This window comes from Alcanivorax sp. (genome assembly GCF_040119285.1).
Taxonomy (GTDB): domain Bacteria; phylum Pseudomonadota; class Gammaproteobacteria; order Pseudomonadales; family Alcanivoracaceae; genus Alcanivorax.
The window spans coordinates 33,194-53,943 of sequence record NZ_JBEDTY010000038.1 but is presented as its reverse complement, the minus strand read 5'-3'; the positions used below and the strand labels follow the sequence as shown (position 1 = coordinate 53,943).

General features: G+C 57.8%; 9 protein-coding genes. All 9 read left to right on the top strand.

What is annotated here, in order from left to right; all coding sequences use genetic code 11:
* The first annotated feature begins 62 nt into the window (after positions 1 to 62).
* The 9 genes from ABNH10_RS14795 to ABNH10_RS14755 all read left to right on the top strand — a co-directional run bounded on the left by ABNH10_RS14795 (position 63) and on the right by ABNH10_RS14755 (position 20,702).
* The gene (locus tag ABNH10_RS14795; protein ID WP_349386640.1) at positions 63 to 6,290 is read left to right on the top strand and encodes a hypothetical protein; all 6,228 of its coding nucleotides are present in this window, start codon (positions 63 to 65) and stop codon (positions 6,288 to 6,290) included.
* Positions 6,287 to 6,898 (top strand): OmpA family protein, encoded by a 612-nt coding sequence (locus ABNH10_RS14790; RefSeq protein WP_349386639.1) that lies wholly within the window; start codon positions 6,287 to 6,289, stop codon positions 6,896 to 6,898. Before ABNH10_RS14795 ends, ABNH10_RS14790 begins: the two co-directional genes overlap by 4 nt.
* Positions 6,899 to 6,910: 12 nt before the next feature.
* Positions 6,911 to 9,790: a COG1470 family protein gene (locus tag ABNH10_RS14785; protein ID WP_349386638.1), complete on the top strand. Its 2,880-nt coding sequence runs from the start codon at positions 6,911 to 6,913 to the stop codon at positions 9,788 to 9,790.
* A 4-nt stretch (positions 9,791 to 9,794) separates the two neighbouring features.
* On the top strand, positions 9,795 to 14,507 hold the full coding sequence (locus ABNH10_RS14780) for a CshA/CshB family fibrillar adhesin-related protein (RefSeq protein ID WP_349386637.1): 4,713 nt from the start codon (positions 9,795 to 9,797) through the stop codon (positions 14,505 to 14,507).
* A gap of 118 nt (positions 14,508 to 14,625) precedes the next feature.
* Positions 14,626 to 14,817, top strand: coding sequence for a DUF2065 domain-containing protein (locus tag ABNH10_RS14775; RefSeq protein ID WP_290495680.1), 192 nt, complete (start codon positions 14,626 to 14,628; stop codon positions 14,815 to 14,817).
* Positions 14,818 to 15,993, top strand: a complete 1,176-nt coding sequence (locus ABNH10_RS14770; RefSeq protein ID WP_349386636.1) for an ATP phosphoribosyltransferase regulatory subunit — start codon at positions 14,818 to 14,820, stop codon at positions 15,991 to 15,993.
* Positions 15,994 to 16,034: 41 nt separating this feature from the next.
* On the top strand, positions 16,035 to 17,327 hold the full coding sequence (locus ABNH10_RS14765; RefSeq protein ID WP_349386635.1) for an adenylosuccinate synthase: 1,293 nt from the start codon (positions 16,035 to 16,037) through the stop codon (positions 17,325 to 17,327).
* Between the two features lie 203 nt (positions 17,328 to 17,530).
* The gene (locus ABNH10_RS14760; RefSeq protein ID WP_349386634.1) at positions 17,531 to 19,093 is read left to right on the top strand and encodes an alkaline phosphatase; all 1,563 of its coding nucleotides are present in this window, start codon (positions 17,531 to 17,533) and stop codon (positions 19,091 to 19,093) included.
* A gap of 13 nt (positions 19,094 to 19,106) precedes the next feature.
* Complete coding sequence (locus tag ABNH10_RS14755) at positions 19,107 to 20,702, top strand: alkaline phosphatase (RefSeq protein WP_349386633.1); 1,596 nt, start codon at positions 19,107 to 19,109, stop codon at positions 20,700 to 20,702.
* Positions 20,703 to 20,750: the final 48 nt, after the last annotated feature.

Sequence of the window (20,750 nt, the reverse complement as noted above, 5' to 3'; positions counted from 1 at the left end):
ACCGCGTGGGAATGACAGGAAAGCCTGAATTGAACCGGATCGGAGTGTGGATAATCAGCGTAATGCTGCTGCTGGCAATTGCCAGCGGTGCCATTGCGGCTGCCACCTCGGCCGGTACTGTTTTGCGTAACCAGGCCCAGGTGCGCTACCTGAACCCGCTCACCGGGCAGGTGGTGACGCAGAGTTCCAATGTGTCCCAGCTTGTTGTGGCGCCATACCGTAATGTACTGCTGGAGAACAGCAACGCGTTGACGGTAGCCGCTGGCCAGAGCGTTAATCTGCCCCATGTGCTAACCAATACCGGTAACGTGGACGATAGTTACAGCCTGACGGCGGCAAACAGCGCCGGGGATAATGGCGAACTATCCAACCTGCGGTTGTATGAAGATGTGAACGACAATGGTCTGGCGGATGCCGGGGAGCCGGAAATTACCGCTGCTGTCATGCTACCGGCGGGGGCTTCTGTTGCCATTGTGGTTACCGGTTCGGTGTTATCCAGCCAAAATCAGAATGACCTGTTGCGGGTCATTGTGCAGGCCCTGTCCCAGAGTGATGCGGGGGTGATGGATTCTCGCCAAGATACTGTTGAGGTGGCATCCGGCGCCTTCTTGAATCTGACCAAATCGAGCGGCCAAAGCTGCGCCAATCCCGTTCAGGAAGGGCAATCGCTGGATTACAGTATCAGTTATACCAACACGGGCAGCAGCGCACCGCAGGAACGGACTTTCCTGATTAGCGGCCAGCAGGAGCAGGGGGTCATGCTGGAAGATACCTTGCCGGCTAACGTTCAATTGCAGTCAGGCAGCGCTAGCGGTCTTTCCCCCATTCAGTCGATCGCGGTGGTTCATCGTGCTGGAGATGCGGACGATGAGTGGGTCCGCTTTGATCTGTGGTCAGCGTCTACCCCTGTCGACCGCTTTGGTGTTCTAGTGCCAGCTACTGCCATGGAGCCCAATGAGTCAGGTGGTTTTACCTTTGCTGTGCGCGTTGGCTCCGGGCTGACCAGCAACACTCGAATTTACAACCAAGCTGTTGTCGATATTAACGGCGATGGCAGCGACGACTTCTCCAGTAATATTGTCTGTAACACGCTGGCGGGATCTGTCCGCCCAACGCTGGTGTTTGAGCGTCCCACTCCACAAGTGTCCAGTTCCGGGCAAGCACCACGACACGGTGAAGATAGCGACTTTCAGCTCGCTGATATGTATGCCCTGTTGCCTGCAGCGAATAACCAGGTGCTCACCGATGGAGTCTACCTCAGGCTTAATGCTTCGCAGCTGAATCTGTCTCCGACTCAGCGTGATTTTGTGGAGCGCACAGCCTCAGGGGAGCGCCTTGTTATTGTGACAGTTGATTCGGCGCTGACAGGCGACTCTGTGCGCGTTGTCATGCTCGAGACGGCTCAGGACTCCGGGGTGTTTCGCAGTATTCGCCCGTTTGTCCTCAGTGATGAAGAGAATGGCTATGGTCGCCAGTGCCCTTCTACGGCGAGCACCTCCATGGCAAGTGAATTCGATAGCAATACCACCACTAACCAGGTGTTGGCGGAGGCCTGCGCGTTGCGCAGTGGGGCTCGCGATACTCTGACAGCCCGTTTCCAGGTACCTGTGTATGGTCCTGCGGGAAATGTGGAACGCTATGAGGTTATCTCCGATGTGGCGGCGGTGGATCCGGCTGGCACCGTTTTTGATTCGAGCAACGGCAACCCGGTGGGCGGGGCTCAGGTGATTTTGTATCAGTCCCGGCAGACATTGTCAGCCAGTGGCGCAGGCAGTTGTTCCGACCTAGCGCAAAGCGAATATGACGTAGGCAAGGATCCGTACACTGGCGAGAGTCTGGACGGCGAAAACACCAACACTTCCAATGTTGACAACACTTCACTGTTGGGTGATTACCAATATCCTTTCGCTACTCCTGGTCATTGCTATTACCTGGATGTGCTGCCGCCAGCGGGCTACACCTTCCCCTCAACGGTTTCGGCAGCTGCAGCGGGCAGTTTTTATTCGGATGTGAATGACAGTTCCTATGGGCTGGAAGGGTATCAAGCACCGGTTGGCCGAAAAGCCGCACGAGTGGCCGGTAGTAACAACGGAGCGTTCCTGCTTGGCACGTCCAACGTGTTCGTGGATATTCCGCTGGACCCCAGCGCCAATACTGCTGCGGGCATTCTGGTGCTGGACAAAAGTGTTGAGAAAGACAGTGCGGCGGTGGGGGATGTGTTGGCCTACAGCATCAACCTCAGCAACAACCACAGTGATGAGCTCTATGCAGGCCGCATTATTGACCAGCTACCCTATGGCTTTCGCTATATCAATGACAGTGCTTGGCTGGAAGTGGGCGGGCAACGGATTGAAATGCCCGACCCTGCTGGGCGGCCCGGGCCGCAGCTGACCTTCCGGCTGGAACGTGAGCGCAGTAATGGTTCGGTGGTTGCGCTGCCGCTGCAGGCCGGTGAAACGGTGACCCTACATTACGGCCTGCGATTGTCGGCGGCAGCGGTTGATAGCGATGGTATCAACCGGGCTACAGCCCAGGCCAACACCGCCTCTGGTTTTACCTACCGCTCCAATCAGGATGAGGCCGAAGTAGAAATCCGTAACGAAGGGGTGTTGTCGGACAAGGCCATGCTGTTCGGTAAGGTCTACGTAGATGCAGATTGTAATAACCTACAGAACGATGGCGAATGGCCCATTAGTGGTGTGAAGCTCTATTTGCAGGATGGCACCTGGGTGATCACCGATGAGAATGGCCAGTACAGCGTCTATGGTCTCAATCCGGGTCTGCATACCATCAAGGTAGACCCGTTAACGTTGCCGGTTGGGATTCAGCTCAAGCCTATTGATAACCGCCATGCAGCAGACCCGGAAAGTCGATTTGTGGATTTGCGTTCCGGTGAATATCACCGCGCAGATTTTGCCGCCAGTTGCCCTACTGGCGATGAGGCAAAAGCGCTGGCTGAACAGCTTAAAGCTCGCAATGCCTCCATGAACGGTGACTGGATGCTGGATGAAGCTGCGCGCTTTGATCCTCTTCGTCAGCAAACCATTAACCCGGTTTTGCGACAGGCCGACGGCAGCGGTGATTTGGGTAGCGGTGTTTATACCCAGACCGGAGATGACTCGCTCACTGAGGCCTGGGAAAAAGTCTCTCAGTCTCAAGGCAAAGAAACCGATACGAAGACGATACTGCCAGCCAACCCGGAAGCGGTTATGCGTAACACCCGGGACGCGGCCGCTGACATTACTCGCGAGCAGGCCGAACAAGGCGCTTGGCTATGGCCGCGCGGCGGCGTGAGCCGCGATGGTCGTTTCCAGGTTGTGGTGCGCGCCGGGGTTGATCCGGTACTTAGCGTGAATGGCAAACCGGTGGCGAAGGCGCAGCTGGGGGAGCAGGTGGTCAATAAGCGTGAGCGCGCTCAGGTCGTCACCTGGTATGGCGTTTCTCTGGATGAAGGTGAAAATGCACTGACCGTAAGCACCCGCGACATGTTCGGCAACGAGCGGGTGATGGCAGCAAAAACGGTAGTGCGCCCGGCGGCTCCACAGTCTATTACCCTGGAAACCGAAACCGATACGCTGCCCGCGGATGGTGGACGCTCAACCCTTGGAGTACGCATTCGTCTCAATGATGCCAAAGGGAATCCTGCACTGGGTAACCACTTTGTGACGCTGGAAACGGACCGCGGCCAGTGGCTAGAAGAGGATTTACAGAGCGGCACACCGGGTCATCAGATCAAGCTGGTAGACGGGGTTGCGCTGGTGCACTTGCGCAGCACGGAATACACCGGCCCGGTGCGACTGCGTGTCACCCTGGACCGTTTTAGTGACAGCACTCAGATTGAGCAAATCGCACCATTGCGTCCCTTGTTGGCTACCGGGTTTTTGCAGGTGCAAAGCCGTGCCGGTGGACTGCGCGATAACGGCAATGCTCCCACGGATGTGGCCGATGAATTCGATGATGATATCGATGGCCGTGCGGCGGTGTTCATGAAAGGTCAGGTGCGAGGTAATGCACATCTGACTCTCGCCTATGATACCGACAAGGATCTGGATACCGAAGATGAAGTGCGTCGTGATCTGAACCCAGCGGATTACTATCCGATTCCTGGTGACGCTTCCGTGCGCGGCTACGATGCCCGTAGTCGCAGCAAGCTGTATGCGAAGCTGGAAAAGGACCGCAGCAGTATCATGTGGGGCGATTACCTTACCGATCCGCAGAATGATTTTTACGACCTGGGACGGACCCAGCGCACTCTGACCGGCCTTAATGGTGTCTATGATAATGGCCGTGCCCGTTTTCAGGTGTTTGCTGCCCGCCCGGATATGGAGCAGGTAACGGAAGAGTTGCCGGGCAATGGTACGGCGCTGTTATTTACCTTGAGCAATGATCCGGCTCGCGACAGTGAAACGGTGGAAATTATTGTCCGTGATCGCAACAACAGGGGGTTGGTTGTCGAAACCACGCCGTTGACCCGTTACGTAGATTACTCGGTGAATTATTTCACCGGTGATATCCGCTTCCACGATGTGGTTCCTACGGTGGATGCCAACTTGAATCCGGTGTTCGTCCGCGTTAGCTATAACGTGGAAGGTGATGCCGAGGAATACAGCGTTCTTGGTGCGCGACTGAATTATGACCTGACGGATCAGTTGCAGTTTGGTGTCAGTCGAACGCAGGATGATCATGAAACCGAAGGTTTTGATCTGACCAGTGTTTCCGCGCAATACAAACTCGATGAAAACACTCGAATTAATGTGTCTTCCGGCTCCATGGCACATGAAAATAATGACCAGGAAGGGCGCGCCTACAGCATTAATGGCGAGCGCCTGTGGGTTGATGGATCGCGTACCGAATTGCGTTGGGCCCGTGCAGAAAATGGCTTCGACAATCCGTCGGCGGGTATCAGTGAGGCCCGTGAAGAGATGCGCTTGGGGCACGAGCAAATGCTGGGCCAAGACTTCTCTTTGGAAGTGGAAGGCATCCGCTCCAAGCAGCTGGACGGTGCGGAAGAGCAGAACAGTCTGGGCGTAATTGGGGAAAAACGTATCGGTGCCACGGCCTTGCGCGGTGGGGTGCGTGGCATAGAACAGAAAGATGCCCAGGGCAGTGAAGACTTTGGTACCTATATTCTCGGTGCTGACCGGGGCTTCAACCTGCTGGGCAAGCCCTTCCAGATTGGTGCGGAGTACGAACAGGCCTTCAACGATACCAGCCGCCGTCGTATCGCGGCCGATGCGGACATGCAGCTCACCGAGAAAACCAGCCTCTACAGCCGGTACGAAATCATCAACAGCCTGAATGGCATCAATACGCTGGATGATGATGTGGAAACGCAGCAGTTCACTACGGGTGTACGTTCCGCGATTACCCGTAATACCGATGTGTATTCCGAGTACCGTTTGCGCGGTGCCGTGGATGGCCGCGATGTGGCGGCGGCCAATGGTGTGAAATCGGATATTGAGATCGAGCCGGGGCTGACCGTGTCGCCGTCCATGGAGTGGATTCAGACACTGGACGGACAGACCAATCAGGACGCCACTGCCCTGTCCGTGGGCGCAGAAGACAAGCGCAATGAAAACCGCCGGACCTTGGGGCGGGTGGAAACCCGCTTTGGTGATGATCGTGAGTACTACGGGCTGAGTGCGGCCAACATCTGGCGAGTCAATACCGACTGGTCTGCGGTGGTACGTGATGACCTGCGCCTTCAGTATTTCGATACGGAAGCCAAGGAAGGCGACAACATTGTCACCCTGGGCATGGCTCGCCGTCCACGGCGGGACAACCGCCACCACATGCTATTCATGTACAAATGGAAAGAAGAGTGGGGCGGCAGTGGTGGTAGTGACCGCACCGTGCATCTGTTCTCCACACACCATAACTATCAGGCCCATGATGACTGGATTTTCTCTGGTCGCCTGGGCGCCAAATGGCAACAGACCGAGCTGGGCAATCTGGATGTGGAATCGGATGCCTATGTGGCGGATGGTCGGATTATCTGGGATATCACCCGCCGCTTTGATCTGGATCTCCATGGTGGTGCGATTACCACCGAAGGCGTCCGCGAGCGCCGTTACAGCTACGGTTTCACCGTCAATGCTCTGGTGCGCCGCAATCTGCGCATGGGTGTGGGCTATAACTTTACCGGTTTCCGTGACGATGACCTAGACCCGGAAGGCTATAACGCGGAAGGCGTGTTTGTGGGTCTGGAATACAAATTCGATGAAGATGACCTGAGTTGGTTGGGCAGTAAAGCGGCCGGACAGCGTAGTTATCTGGGAGATGCGCGATGAACATCATGAAAGCGCTTTTGGCTTTGTTGATACTGGTGGGCATGGCGGGTTGCGCCAGCACTGAATCATTGTATGCACAGTATGATGAGCTGTGCCCGGTGAAAGCCCGGGTAACCAGTACCGGGTTGGTCTCCGTTACAGGTATTGCTACTGCCGTTGATGTTGGGCTGGTGGCTGGCGAGAGCCGTACCCAAATCTGGGAGCCGGCAGTGTATTTTGGTTTTGACCAAGATTCCTTGTCCGTTGCCGAGACCCACCGGCTAGAACGTAACGTAGCCGTATTGAAACAGTACCCCACATTAAAGGTGAGTGTGCAGGCATTCACAGACCAGATGGGTGAAGCGGCTTACAACCAGAAACTGGCATCCCGGCGCCAGGCTCAGGTGGTTCGTTATCTGCTTGATGCCGGTATCAGCAGTGGCCGTATCAACCGTGTCGCATTGGGTGAGGAATTGCCTATTCTGGTCAACGCGAACAGTGCTCAGCGGGTGATAAACCGTCGTGTTGAGTTGATGCCCCTGGATGCACAAAGTCGTCCGCTGGTATTGCAGGCAGACTTTGCGCATAGCGGTGACGATGAATTCGTGCCGCCGGCGCCAGTGAAGTAAAGGGGAGTTGGGGTGAATACACTGCAACGTACAGGGCTGATGGTGTTGCTGATGCTGGGGGCCAGTGTTCAGGCGGCCACACCTGCGGCAGGCACCGTGATCAAAAACCAGGCCTCGGCGAGTTACCGGGCCTGTCTTGATGACGGCTGTACGGAGCAGGCAGAAACACAGCGGGTTACCTCCAACCTGGTGCAGACGCTAGTGCAGAACGTCCCGGGCATTGAGCTGGTCAGTGATCAGGGCAAGCCAGCAGTGCCAGGCGGGCTGGTGTATTTCTCCCATGTATTGACCAATACCGGTAATGGGCGCGACCAGTATCAGTTGTGTATTACCAATGTGGATAGCGACATTGATGCCTGGGCCGTTTACGCCGACGGCAACGGCGATGGCCAACCCGATGCGGGTGGTGCCTTGTTTACCCAGGCAGACGCGGATGGCTGCTGGGATAGCCGGACCCCGGAGATGATTTCCGGCGAAACGTTTTCGCTGGTGGTGGAAGCTGAATTGTCGGCGGGAACGGTGGCGGGCCAACAGCCGTCATTGCAGGTTCGGGCGCGCAGTGATGCGGATAACTCCCTGCTGGCCATCAATACGGATGAAGCGGATGTTATTGATGGCCCGGTGATTGAAGTGGTCAAGTCATTGAGCCAGGGGGAAGGCCGCTCCCCGGATGGGCCGATCACCGTCACCCTGGATTACCGTAACCCATCGGACCAGGCGGCCACCGATATCGTCATTGAAGATGTGCTGCCCACCGTTTCCGTGGATGGGGTGTCAGCAGGCATGACCTATGTGCCGGATTCCGCTCGCTGGACGTTTACCGGTAACACTCCACTCACGGACGACGGCGATGATGGCAATCAGGGCAATGCCCCTAACCTGATCCGTTATTGTGCCTACGATACGGATGCTGCCGAACCGGATTGCCAGGACCGAGTACAGGCGGTCGTGGCGCAGTTGCCGCCGGGCGGGGTCGGCACCCTCACGTTTGATGTCACTCTTGATGCGGGCTTGAGCGCCGGCGACCGGGTTCGTAATACCGGCCGTTTCCGCTATTCCAACGAAGCCGGCGATACCGATTTTGGTACGCCGTCTCCGTTCAGTACCAATGCCGTGAGCTATCGGGTTATTGACCGAGCGCTGGCGCCAGCGGTGGTGGCCAACAACAGTGAGAATGACAGCATTACCGGTAGCGATGATGTGAGCGATACCGGTAACCGTGTCGAGATTGCCAGTGCCGGGCAGGGTGGCACCGTGCTGTTCAACAACGTGATCTGGAATACCGGCGATGGTGAAGACCGTTTCGATATCACTATCGATGCTGCCAACGACCGTTCCGGAGCGGCTCTAGGCGACCCTTTCCCCCAGGGTACCGTTTTCCAGTTACTCAAGGGCGATGGCGCGACTCCGTTGGTGGATACCGATGGCAACGGCGTGCCTGACACCGGCTCGATCCCGCTGGTGGATCAAGGCGGCCAATGTCCGGCCCGTTTTGTCCGTGATGCCGGTAATGGTGTGTGCGGCGTGCGCGTTGTTCTGCAGGCTATCTTGCCCCCCAATGCGCTGGGAGGCCCTTTCCAGGTCACCAAGATTGCCAGCTCTGTCACTGACCCCCAGGTGCGTAACGCGGTGACCGATACCCTCATCAGCATTGTGACCAACAGTGTGGATCTCACCAATGATCAGCCGGTTAACGGTAGCGCCCCGGGTGAAGGGCCGGGGCCGGAAGCCTCGCCGGTGCGCAGCTTGTCCGTGGCGCCGGGTAATCACGGCACCTTTGTGTTGTACGTGAATAACACCGGCCCGCGGCAGGACAGCTACGACCTGCACGCCAGCAACAGCAATTTCAATCCGGGGCAATTGCCTGCGGGATGGACGGTGACTTTTTATCGTGACGGTGGGGCTGGTGACTGCAGTGCCAATGGCGTCGCCATTACCAACACCGGGCTGGTGCCGGCTGGTAGCCAGAGGCTGGTGTGTGCCCAGGTCTCGGTGCCGGAATCTGCCAGTGGAGGCGATACCTTGCCGCTGTATCTGCGTGCGTTGTCGCCGACCAGCAGTGCCAGCGACATCAAGCTGGATCAGGTGGTCGTGGTGGCGGGCCCGGCACTTTCCCTGCAGCCGGATCAGACCGGGCAGGTGGCGCCGGGCAGTAGTGTGCTCTACAGCCATCAGCTCATCAACACCGGTAATGTGGATTTGACCAATGTGCTGCTCAGTGGCGCCCCGGACAGAGCCAGTGATAATGGTTGGTCGGTTACCCTCTACGAGGACAGTAACGGCAATGGCCAATGGGATACGGCGGATACCCTGATTGTCGATGGCACTCCTCTGCAGACTGCCGGGGCGGATGGTGTGCTTGCCGTGGGCGAGAGCCTGTCCGTGTTTGCCCGGGTCTTTGCTCCGGCAACGGTCGGTTATGGCATTACCAACCTGAAGACGCTCACCGTCACGGCACAGGGTGCCGGGCAGACGGTGACAGGCACCGCCACGGATTCCACCACGACCAGCAATACCGATGTGGCGGTGACCAAGGAGCAGGCGCTGGATGCGGATTGCGATGGTGTGCCCGATGGTCCTGGCAGCTGTACTGCGGATGGCTGTTTCGTGTATACCCGTTTCAAGGCTGCGCCGGGAGAGCAATGCGTGATTTATCGTCTGACGGCGGCCAACACCAGCGCGCAGAGCATGTATGAAGTCACTATTAATGATCGCACCCAGTCGTTCACAACCATGCTGTCTTCCGCGACCCGTTGCCAGCTTCCCTCGGGGGATTGCAGCGCTGACGTGGTTGCACCAGCCGAAGGCGGTACCGGTGATGTGTCAGTGAATGTCGGTGAATTAAAAGCGGGCGAAATCGCCGTTCTTATTTTCGGGTTACGGGTGGAATAAAACGATGCAGACAACCGGACCGAAAAAAAATAAAGGCAAGCTGGTAGCCCGGCTGCTGGCGGTGCAGGTGATGATAGCCACGCTTTTTGTGGGCTTGTGCCTGTTAAGCGAAAAAGGGCAGGCCTCGCAAACCGGGGTCTGGTCCACCTCGGGATCAACGGCGCAAAGTGCCACAGGCGGGAGCGTAACCTCTGTCTCCGTGTCCGCGCCACCTGCCAGTACCAGTCTTAGTGGCTGGGAGTTACGAGGCGCTGCAACATTGAGCGCGCCAAATAATACCTCTTATGTTCCCAATGTCAGGAACAACGCCGGGCTCGAACTGCTTTTTGATCCCAATGGCAGCGGTAGTCGCCGAATTACGTTTACCTTTTCCAATCCTGTGACCGATCCAGTGCTGCATGTGGATCGGCTGGGGGGGTTCTCGTCTGGAACCAATAGTTCCGCATGGACCTTGAATACCAGCGCATCAAATGGTGCGCTTTCGCTGCAGCGTGTTTCTGGTGTCAGTCATTTTCGGGTAGAAAACAGTGAGCGTTTTTTGGGCTCCGTTAATCTCAGTGCCAGCAACTGGGATGGTGAATGTGATACCAGTGCTAGCGCCGGTGCGGCGTGTGGCAGTGTGCGTATCCGCGGAACCTTTACGACGCTGGTTTTTGATGTGCAAATGCAAGGCAACGGTGGCTCCGGGGATGCGGTAGAGCTGGCCTTTACCCTGAACCAGGATCTGGGGGATGCTCCGTCTTCCTATGGCCGGGCGATTCATGGCATAGGCCAGAGCGTGACGCGTTATCTGGGAAGCACTCCGCCGGATGATGATGCCAACGGCAACGAATACTCAAATCTGGCCAACACGGATGACAACACTGGCGCGGATGACGAAGGGGCGATCAGCAATATCAGTTTTACCAAGGGGGAATCCGCACAGCTGACGCTCGCCGTTAATGAGCCGACAGTAGGTTCCAGTTACCTGAATGCCTGGATCGACTGGAATGCTAATGGCGTGTTCGATAGCAGCGAGCAGGTCGCCACGGATCTGGTGAATAACGGTGCCGGTGACCAGGATAATAATGGGTCTACTGTGACGTTGGCGGTTGATGTACCTGCTAATGCGGCTTCGGGGGCGGCTCGGACCCGCCTGCGCTGGTCGTCTCAGTCCGGGCTGGCGGCCACCGGTGGTGCGGGTGACGGTGAAGTCGAAGATCACACGGTAAATGTGGCCTCGGCACCGTTAAGTTGTGATGCTGCTGTTACCAATTCCTTGCAGCTGAGTGGGTCTGCATTTCTTGATACTTCAACCAATGAGGTCACGCTGACCAGGGATACTGGCAATCAGTCCGGCTCTGCCTGGTCGGCAAACCGCATCAGTTTGCTTTCCGCTTTTTCCGTTGAGTTTTCTGTGTATCTGGGTACGAAGAATGCTTCGGGTGCGGATGGTATTGCCTTTGCTTTCCAGAATGATCCGGACGGGAGTTCGGCTGTAGGGAATTTCGGTGGCGCACTGGGTGTGGGCGGTCTGGAGCCGGCGGTCGCGGTGGAATTTGATACCTACCAGAATGGCTCTAATTACAACGATATCGGCAATGATCATACGATGATCTATAACCCGCTGAATTACAGTGACTCTGCCGGGGGCGGGGCGAGTAGCCGGTACAGTGAGGTGGTGGATCTGGGGAATATCGAAGATGGTGACTGGCATACGGTGCAACTGAACTGGGACCCGGTCAGTAATCAGCTTCAGTATTTCTTCGATGGCAGCCTGGTTACCGTGGTAACCCGTGATTTCCTGAATGATGTCTTTGGCGGTGATCCCAATGTGTTCTTCGGGTTTACCGCATCGACTGGCGGTTCCAGCAATCTCCAGAAGGTGTGTCTGATTGATGCACCGCCACAATCGCTGGTGGACTATGGTGACGCGCCCGCCAGCTACAAATTTCCTTCACATATCATTGTCGATGGCATTTATCTTGGTAACGGGGTGACTGAAGATGCCGGCAGCTATAACGATGCCAATGCCAGCGCAGATGGACTGGATGACGGGGTGATCTTCCCCTCTGTGCTGCCGAGTATCGATCCGATTACCGTGACTGTGGAAGGGGCTGGAGGGTATCTGCAAGCCTGGGTGGACTGGAATCAGGACGGGGATTTTGATGACGCCGGAGAACAGATCGCCGAGGACCTTCAGGACACCGATGGCGATGGGCAGATAGATATCATAGCGAGTGCGGCAACCGGCACAGTGAATGCCAATGATGTGATTACCCGTTTCCGTTGGTCTACCACGCCCTCTATCGATCCCTATGAAGGGGCGGATGATGGTGAGGTGGAGGATTACCAGGTGTCTACCCGGGCGGCGGTCAGCTGCCCGCAGGGATCCGAGGCTACCGGCGGCGGCATTGCCAGTGGTGGCGCCGGTGATTTTCGCGATGCGATCTATTGGCTGGATTGGTCCTGTGGTGCTCGCAATAACTACCAGGCCGGGGAAATTGTTCGCAAGAGCTGGGTGTTTGGTCCGGTGGAAATTCGCGCCACGCTGGACAACCTGACTGATGCGGTCAATGTCTATAACACCGGCAGCTGGTCTGGCGACCGCCTGGATGATCTTTATCAGGGCGTGAACCCCATCGGGTTGTCCAACACCAACGGGCTGGCGCCAGCGTTTGATATTGATTGGCAGGTTTACCTCAATGGTCAGCGGGTGCCGGCCGACATCATTGCGGCTGATGCGGAAGACACCGATCAGAACGAAAGCCTCACATGGGAAACCGATGGCCAGCCCTGGGAAATTTTCTCGGTGTCGCCTGCGTCGGACTTGAAGGTGCGCTTTGAAAATGCCAATCAGCGCATGGTGTTGACCACCGGCGACTTGCCCATTGGGACCGGCACGGTTCTGGGCTTAACCGAAGATGCCCGTCGCACCTCTCATATCGTGAATGGCTCTGGTGTCCAGGCGGTCGCGTTCGGGGTTTTCCTGCAGGTGGATCATGGTGATATTGCCGGTGGTTACCCGCAAAGCGGCGGCCATGTGTCGCGCAGGGACGCCACCGGTGGCAGCAAGCCCCAGACGGATACGGATGTGAATACACTCACCGTAGCCACCTTGCAGCCTGCTGTTCCTTACCTGGGGGATACCGGCCCGGACCCGGAAGATGCCGACCAGAACTCGGCCAACGCGGATGCGGATGGTCCGGAAGAAGACGGTGTCAGTTTTTCCCCACTGATTCCCGGCGGTAACGCGGTGATCTCGATCACTCTGACAGAACAGACTGCAGGCACCAATTTCGTGCAAGGCTGGATCGACTGGAATCGGGATAACGATTTTGACGATGCCAGTGAGCAGGTGGCTCTGAATGTGCGCGACAACGATACCCAGGACAGTAATCCGGCTAACGGCACCATTGAGCTGAGCGTATTCGTTCCGCCCGGTGCCTTTATCGGTGATACCTATGCCCGCTTCCGTCTGTCCAGCACGCCGGACGTGGCCGCTGGCGGTCAGGTGGTGTTCGATGGTGAAGTGGAGGATTACAAGGTCTCCGTGGCCTCGGCCAATACGGCGGGGACGCTCTCGGGGTGGGTGTTCGAGGATAATGGTACCGGTGCGGTGGCGCACGATGGTGACAAGGGGGATGACGAACCCGGGCTGGCCAATCTGCCTGTGCGTCTCTACCACGATGCGGATCACGATGGTGTGTGCGCACAGACGGATACGGTGCTGGCGGAGACCACCACGGACGGCGATGGGGCCTGGGCATTGACCCCGCCGTTAGCGGATGTGGGTAAGGCTGCCTGTCTGCTGGTCCAGACACCCAACGGCTATCAGTCGATCAGCGAAAATGCGGGCGCCGGTGGTGCAAGCCTTGCCGTTGGTGCTGCCGATGACGACACCATGACATTATCGGTGCCGTCCAGCGGCACCGTCTGGAGTGACATTCTGTTTGGCGATGTGGGGCTGCCGGTGCTGGAACCGGATCGCCAGGGGGTTGTGGATGCGGGCAGCAGCCTGTTCTACGAGCATCGTTTTACCGCTCGCACTGCCGGGACTGTGGACTTCACTCTTGGGGCGGCTGACACGGTACCCGCTGCCCCGGCCTGGACGGACACGCTCTATCGGGACAGTAACTGTAATGGTGTTCTGGATAGCGGGGAGGCCGCTCAGCCGGTGACCGGCGTTGCCGTGCAGGCCGGCGATAGCGTTTGCCTGCTGGTGAAAGTCTTTGCGCCGGCGGATGCGCCTCTGGATGCGCTGCATTCCCGGCCCTTGTTGGCGTCTCAGGCGTTTACGGGGACCGGTTTGCAGGCGCAGGTGCAGGTGCGCGATACCACCCGTCTTTCTGCAGGCAAGTTGCGGCTTGAAAAACAGGTGCGCAACATCGGGCCGGACGGCGTACAGGGCACGGCGGATGATGTGGACAGCAGTGATGGCACGGCAAACCAGGCCGCCCCTGGAGACGTGCTCCGTTACCGCCTGATCTTCAGCAATCAGGGCGCCAAGGCGTTGGCCGAGGTAACGGTGAACGACAGCACGCCCGCATTCAGCGCCCTGAATGCGGCGGCTGTGTGCCCGGCCGCGCTGCCGGACGATCTGTCTGGCTGTAGCCTGAGTACGCCGGATGGCAGCAACGGGCCGGGTTATGAGGGGGCGCTGCAGTGGTTGTTCTCCGGGCAGTTATTGCCGGGGAATCAAGGGGTTGTCCGCTACGATGTGCGGGTGAATCCGTAGCGGATTTGGCCACGGCGATCCATCCGTCGGTAACCTATCTGCCACGGGGAGACCGTGGTAGAATGCCGCAACCGGGCGCGCAGGCTCCCGGTTTTTTTGTGGCTGTCTGGCAGGAACAATGGATTTCAGTTTATTGATCAAGGCGCTTTGTCTGGTGTTGATCATAGAAGGCCTTCCGCTGTTTCTGGCGCCTATGCGTGCGCGCCAGGCAGCACTTCAGGTGGCGCGTCTGGATAGTCGCCTGCTGCGAATTATGGGGCTGGTGCTCATGGTATTGGGTGCGGGCCTGTTATTACTGATGCGGTCGTAAATGATGAATCAGGAAGAACAGTGGCTACTGCCCGACGGGGTAGAAGAAGTCCTCCCGGGTCGCGCCCGGGCCATCGAGCAGCTGCGTCGTCAGACGCTGGATCTGTATCAGCGCTGGGGCTATGAACTTGTCTTTCCGCCGTTGATCGAGTTCATGGAATCCCTGCTGAACGGCGGTGGCCGTGATCTGGAGCGGGAAACCTTCAAGATTACCGACCAGCTCACCGGGCGCCTGATGGGTGTCCGTGCGGATATTACTCCGCAAGTGGCGCGTATGGATGCCCACAGTCTGCGCCGCAATGCTCCTTCCCGCCTTTGTTACTGCTCCAGCGCCCTGCGTACCCGCCCGATTGTGGCCGGTGGCACGCGCCTGCCTTATCAGCTGGGCGTGGAGCTGTTCGGTCATTCTGGCACCGACAGTGACCTGGAAGTGATCTCGCTGCTGCTGGAAACGCTGACCCTGTCAGGTGTGGACCATCATGTGGTGTTGGATCTGGGGCACGTGGGGTTGTTCCGTGGCCTGCTCGACAGCTGTGACTTGAGTGACAGTCAGCAGAGCCAGCTGGAAGACATTTATGTCCGCAAGGCGCGGGTAGAGCTGGACACCTTCATTGCCAGCCATGATATGCCCGCCGCTGCCGGTAAAGCCCTGGCAGCCTTGCCCTGGTTGGCGGGCGGCGTGGACGTGCTGACCGAAGCACGGGCGCTGCTGTCGCCTTTCCCGGGTGCTATGGCGGCACTGGATGAGTTGGCCGTGCTGGTCGATGTGCTGGGTGCCCGCGGTGTGCAGTTGCACCTGGATCTGGGTGAGCTGCGCGGCTACCACTATCACACCGGTTGCGTGTTTGCGGCGTACCTGCCCGGTGAGAGTGAGCCGGTGGCCAAGGGCGGTCGTTACGACCACATTGGCGAAGTCTTTGGCCGGGCCCGTCCGGCCACCGGCTTCAGTGCAGATTTGAAGATGCTGGCGGAGCGGGCGGAATCTGCCGCGCTCACCGGTATTCTGGCGGAAGGTTCGCTGCAGGACGCCACCTTTGCGACCACCGTTGCCGCCCTGCGTGAGCAGGGTGAGCGCGTGGTGCTGGCCTTGCCCGGCGCCGATAATGACCCGGCCGAGCTGGGATGCCAGCGTCGCCTGGTCGCCCAGGCCGATGGCTGGGTTGTGACCGACCTTTAAACCGAATTTCCTTTTTCCTGAACAGATGGCAGCAAGCAATCATGGGTAAGAACGTAGTCATTCTCGGCACCCAGTGGGGTGATGAAGGCAAAGGCAAGATCGTCGATCTGCTGACCGATCAGGCCTCACTGGTGGCCCGCTTTCAGGGCGGCCATAACGCCGGCCATACCCTGGTGATCGATGGCAAGAAGACGGTCCTGCACCTGATTCCGTCAGGCATTCTTCGTGAAGATGTGCAGTGCCTGATCGGTAACGGCGTGGTGCTTTCCCTGGAGGCTTTGCTCAAGGAAATCGGTGGCCTGGAAGATCAGGGTGTGCCGGTACGCGAGCGCCTGCGTCTGTCGGCGGCCTGCCCGCTGATCCTGCCTGTGCACGTGGCACTGGATCAGGCCCGCGAAGCGGCCCGAGGCAACAAGAAAATCGGCACCACCGGCCGTGGCATCGGCCCTGCCTATGAAGACAAGGTGGCTCGCCGGGGCCTGCGCCTGGGTGATGTGTACCAGCGTGAGTTGTTTGCCGCCAAGCTGGGCGAAGTGATGGATTACCACAACTTCGTTCTGCGCAGCTACTACAATGCCGAGCCGGTGGATTTCCAGAAAACCCTGGATGAAACCCTGCAGCTGGGCGAAGACGTGCGCAGCATGGTCACCGATGTGACTGCTGTGCTGCACGGTGCCCGCGAGCGCGGCGAAAACATCATGTTCGAGGGCGCCCAGGGCACCCTGCTGGATATCGACCACGGTACCTACCCGTACGTGACCAGTTCCAACACCACTGCCGGTGGCACTGCCACCGGTACCGGGTTCGGCCCGCTATACCTGGACTACGTGCTGGGTATTACCAAGGCCTACACCACCCGGGTGGGCAGCGGTCCGTTCCCCACCGAGCTGTTTGACGAAAATGGCCGTTACCTGGCCGAGAAAGGTCACGAGTTCGGTTCCACCACCGGCCGCGCCCGTCGCTGTGGCTGGTTCGATGCGGTGGCGCTGAAACGCTCCATCCAGATCAATTCCATCACCGGCCTGTGCCTGACCAAGCTGGACGTGCTGGACGGCCTGGAGGAAATCAACATCTGTGTGGGCTATCAGGATGCGGCCGGCCACTCGCTGGAGTGCGCCTGGGATGCGGACAGCTACGAAGAAGTGAAGCCGGTTTACGAGAGCCTGCCGGGCTGGAGTGAATCCACCCTGGGCGTGAAGTCGGAAGACGATCTGCCGGCCAACGCCAAGGCTTACCTGCAGCGCATCGAGGAAATCACCGGCGCGCCCATCGATATTATTTCCACTGGCCCGGACCGGGTGGAAACCATCATCAAGCGGCACCCGTTCGCGTAACGCGCTTGCGTAAGATAAGAGAACGGAAAAGGGTGACTTCGGTTGCCCTTTTTTTATGGTGTATGCTCTTTATGCAGGTGCCTGTCAGCACATAATTGAAGCTTGTTCACAAAACACGAAGCTGTCGATTTCCTGTGATCAAAATGAAACAAAACCCCGGTTAGATGGTGCCTCGTTCATTCATCGAATATCGGGGATTTTTCATGTCCAAACGCATTTTGCGGGTGGCGCTGACTGGCCTTGCAGTAGGGGTCGTTACTGCTGCTCATGGCGCCAGCGTGTCCGTACCCTCTTATCAGATATCCAGCCAGTGGTTTGCTGATGGCCAGTCTCAGGTTGCTGAGAAAATGGCTCAGGAACGCCATGACGTAAAAGCTAAAAATGTGATCCTGTTTGTGGGTGACGGCATGGGGATTTCTACCCTCACCGCTGCGCGAATCCTGCAAGGGCAGCTGGATGGCAGTGATGGGGAAGAAAATCTGTTGTCTTTCGAGCAGTTTCCCTACAGCGCGCTGGTCAAAACCTATAACACCAACCAGCAGACCCCGGATTCCGCCGGCACGATGACCGCCATGATGAGTGGTATCAAGAATAAAGCGGGCATGATCAATATCAGCAGCGATGGCCTGCGCGGTGATTGCGCCTCGTCCCAGGGCAACGAGCTGTACACCTTTCTAGACCTGATGGAAGCCACCGGTCGGTCAACCGGGGTGGTGAGCACTGCCCGGGTCACTCACGCCACGCCAGCCGCCACTTATGCCCAGGTTCCGGAGCGTAACTGGGAATCCGATGACAGCCTTACCGATGAGGCGAAAGCCAATGGCTGCAAGGATATTGCTGATCAGTTGGTGTCCTACGATTTAGGCGACGGTATTGATGTAGTGCTGGGGGGAGGGCGGCGCCATTTCCTTCCCGCTGCCGATGGAGGCAAGCGTGCGGACAGCCGTGACCTGACACAGGAATGGCTGGACCGTTATGAGAATTCGGATAGCACCGCCCTGTATGTAGAAACCGGTAATGAACTGGCCACGGCAGATCTGGCCAATGCCGATAAGCTAATGGGGTTGTTCACTTCTTCGCACATGAGTTACGACGCAGACCGGCAGGCCAGTGGTGCGGATGAGCCCACCGTTGGCAACATGGCTGTCGCGGCTGTAGACGTGTTGGAAAAAAATGAAGAAGGCTATTTTCTAATGGTGGAAAGCGGCCGTATTGACCACGCCCACCATGCCGGCAATGCCTACAATGCCTTGCACGATGCAGTGGCATTTTCCGACGCGGTTCAGGCTGTGGTCGACAAGGTGGATTTGGATGACACCCTGATTCTGGTGACGGCTGACCATAGCCATGTCTTTACCATTGCGGGCTACCCGACTAAAGGCAACCCCATTCTGGGCAAAGTCGTCACCAATGATGGCGCGGGCGCTCCGGAAGCGGCTCCCACGGGTGATTCAGACGGCAACGCTTACACTACGCTGGGTTATACCAACGGCCTTGGCTATGCGGATTTGGGCGCGGAAACCGATGCCGATGCACGTTATGCCAGCGCGCCCCTGAGTGGTCGTCAGGATCTGAGCGGTGTGGATACGGAAACGCCGGGTTATCACCAGGAAGCACTGGTGCCCATGGGATCTGAAACCCATGCGGGTGAAGACATTTCCCTGCACGCTATCGGCGCTGATTCCTGGCTGGTTCAGGGTAACGTGGAGCAGAACACCTTGTTCCATATCATGACCCGCGCCACCGCGCTGACCCCGGCCGAATAAAAGGAGCATGACAATGAAAATGAAATATCTGGTTCTGGCAATCTCGGCCTCGGTACTGCTCTACGGTTGTGGTGGCAGCGATAGTGATGATGGTGGCACTGCGGGTGGCGACACTGGCGGAGGCAGTCCGCTGTCCTTCAGTAGTGATCAGCTTTCTAGTGAGTGGTACACCGAAGCTGAAGCGAAGGTGGATGCTGCCGCCGAGCGAAAGGTCGTTAACGCTGCGGGTGCGGCGAAAAATGTGATCCTCTTTGTGGGCGATGGTATGGGTATTTCTACCGTCACCGCCGCGCGAATCCTGGCAGGGCAAATGCAGGGGCTTGACGGTGAAGAGTACCAACTCAGCTTTGAAAGAATGCCCTTTACCGGTTTGGTGAAAACGTACAATACCAACCAGCAGACCCCGGATTCGGCGGGCACCATGACGGCCATGATGAGCGGTGTAAAAACCAAAGCTGGCGTGCTCGGTGTCAGTGAGGAAGTGGTGCGGGCTGATTGTGCTTCCAGTCAGGGAAAGGAGCTGGTGACTGCTCTGGAGCTGGCGGAAGATATGGGCAAAAGCACGGGGGTCATCTCTACTGCGCGCATTACCCATGCCACTCCGGCAGCAACCTATGCGAAAAGCCCGGAGCGTAACTGGGAATCGGATGATGGGTTGACGGCAGAAGCTGCCACCAGTGGTTGTAAGGATATCGCCGATCAGCTGGTCTCGTTTGATATTGGCGATGGCATTGATGTGGTGATGGGGGGCGGTCGCCGTCATTTTATTTCGGATGTCGATGGCGGTAAGCGTACTGATGGCCGAGATCTGACTGCGGAATGGAAAACCGCACACCCGTCCGGTTCCTATGTGGAAACCGGTGCCGAGCTTAATGCGGTGGATGCCGCCACGGTGGGGCAGGTGCTGGGCTTGTTTACCAGTAGCCACATGAGCTACGACGCAGACCGAACCGCGAACGCCAAGGATGAGCCCTCGCTGACAGAGATGACGGAAAAAAGTATCGATGTGCTTTCCCGGAATGAGGACGGGTATTTCCTGATGGTGGAGTCCGGGCGTATTGATCACGGTCACCATGCCGGCAGCGCCTATAACGCGTTGACTGATGCGGTGGAGTTTTCTAATGCGGTGCAGGCTGCCATGGACAAGACCAGTGCGGAAGACACCTTGATAATCGTTACCGCCGACCACAGCCATGTGTTCACTATTGCGGGTTACCCCACTCGGGGGAATCCGATTCTCGGTAAGGTCGTGACCAATAATGGCAGCGGTGAGCCGGAAAGCACCCCGACGCTGGCATCAGACAATATGCCTTATACCACGCTCGGTTATACCAACGGCTTGGGTTTTGCCGACCTGGGGAATGAAACTGACGCTGACGCGGTTTATGGCGGTGCCCCGAATGCTGGCCGCAAGGATTTGACGGCGGTGGACACCGAGGCTTCCGGTTATCACCAGGAAGCGCTGGTGCCATTGGGTAGCGAGACCCATGCCGGGGAAGATGTCGGTGTTTGGGCACGAGGCCCGGGGGCGCATCTGTTGACGGGGACCAATGAGCAAAGCCTGATCTTCCATGTCATGGCTCACGCTGGTGGCTTGCTGCCGAAATAGTCTTTCCCTGCAAGATTCACGGGCGCCCGCCAGGGTGCCCGTTTTTTA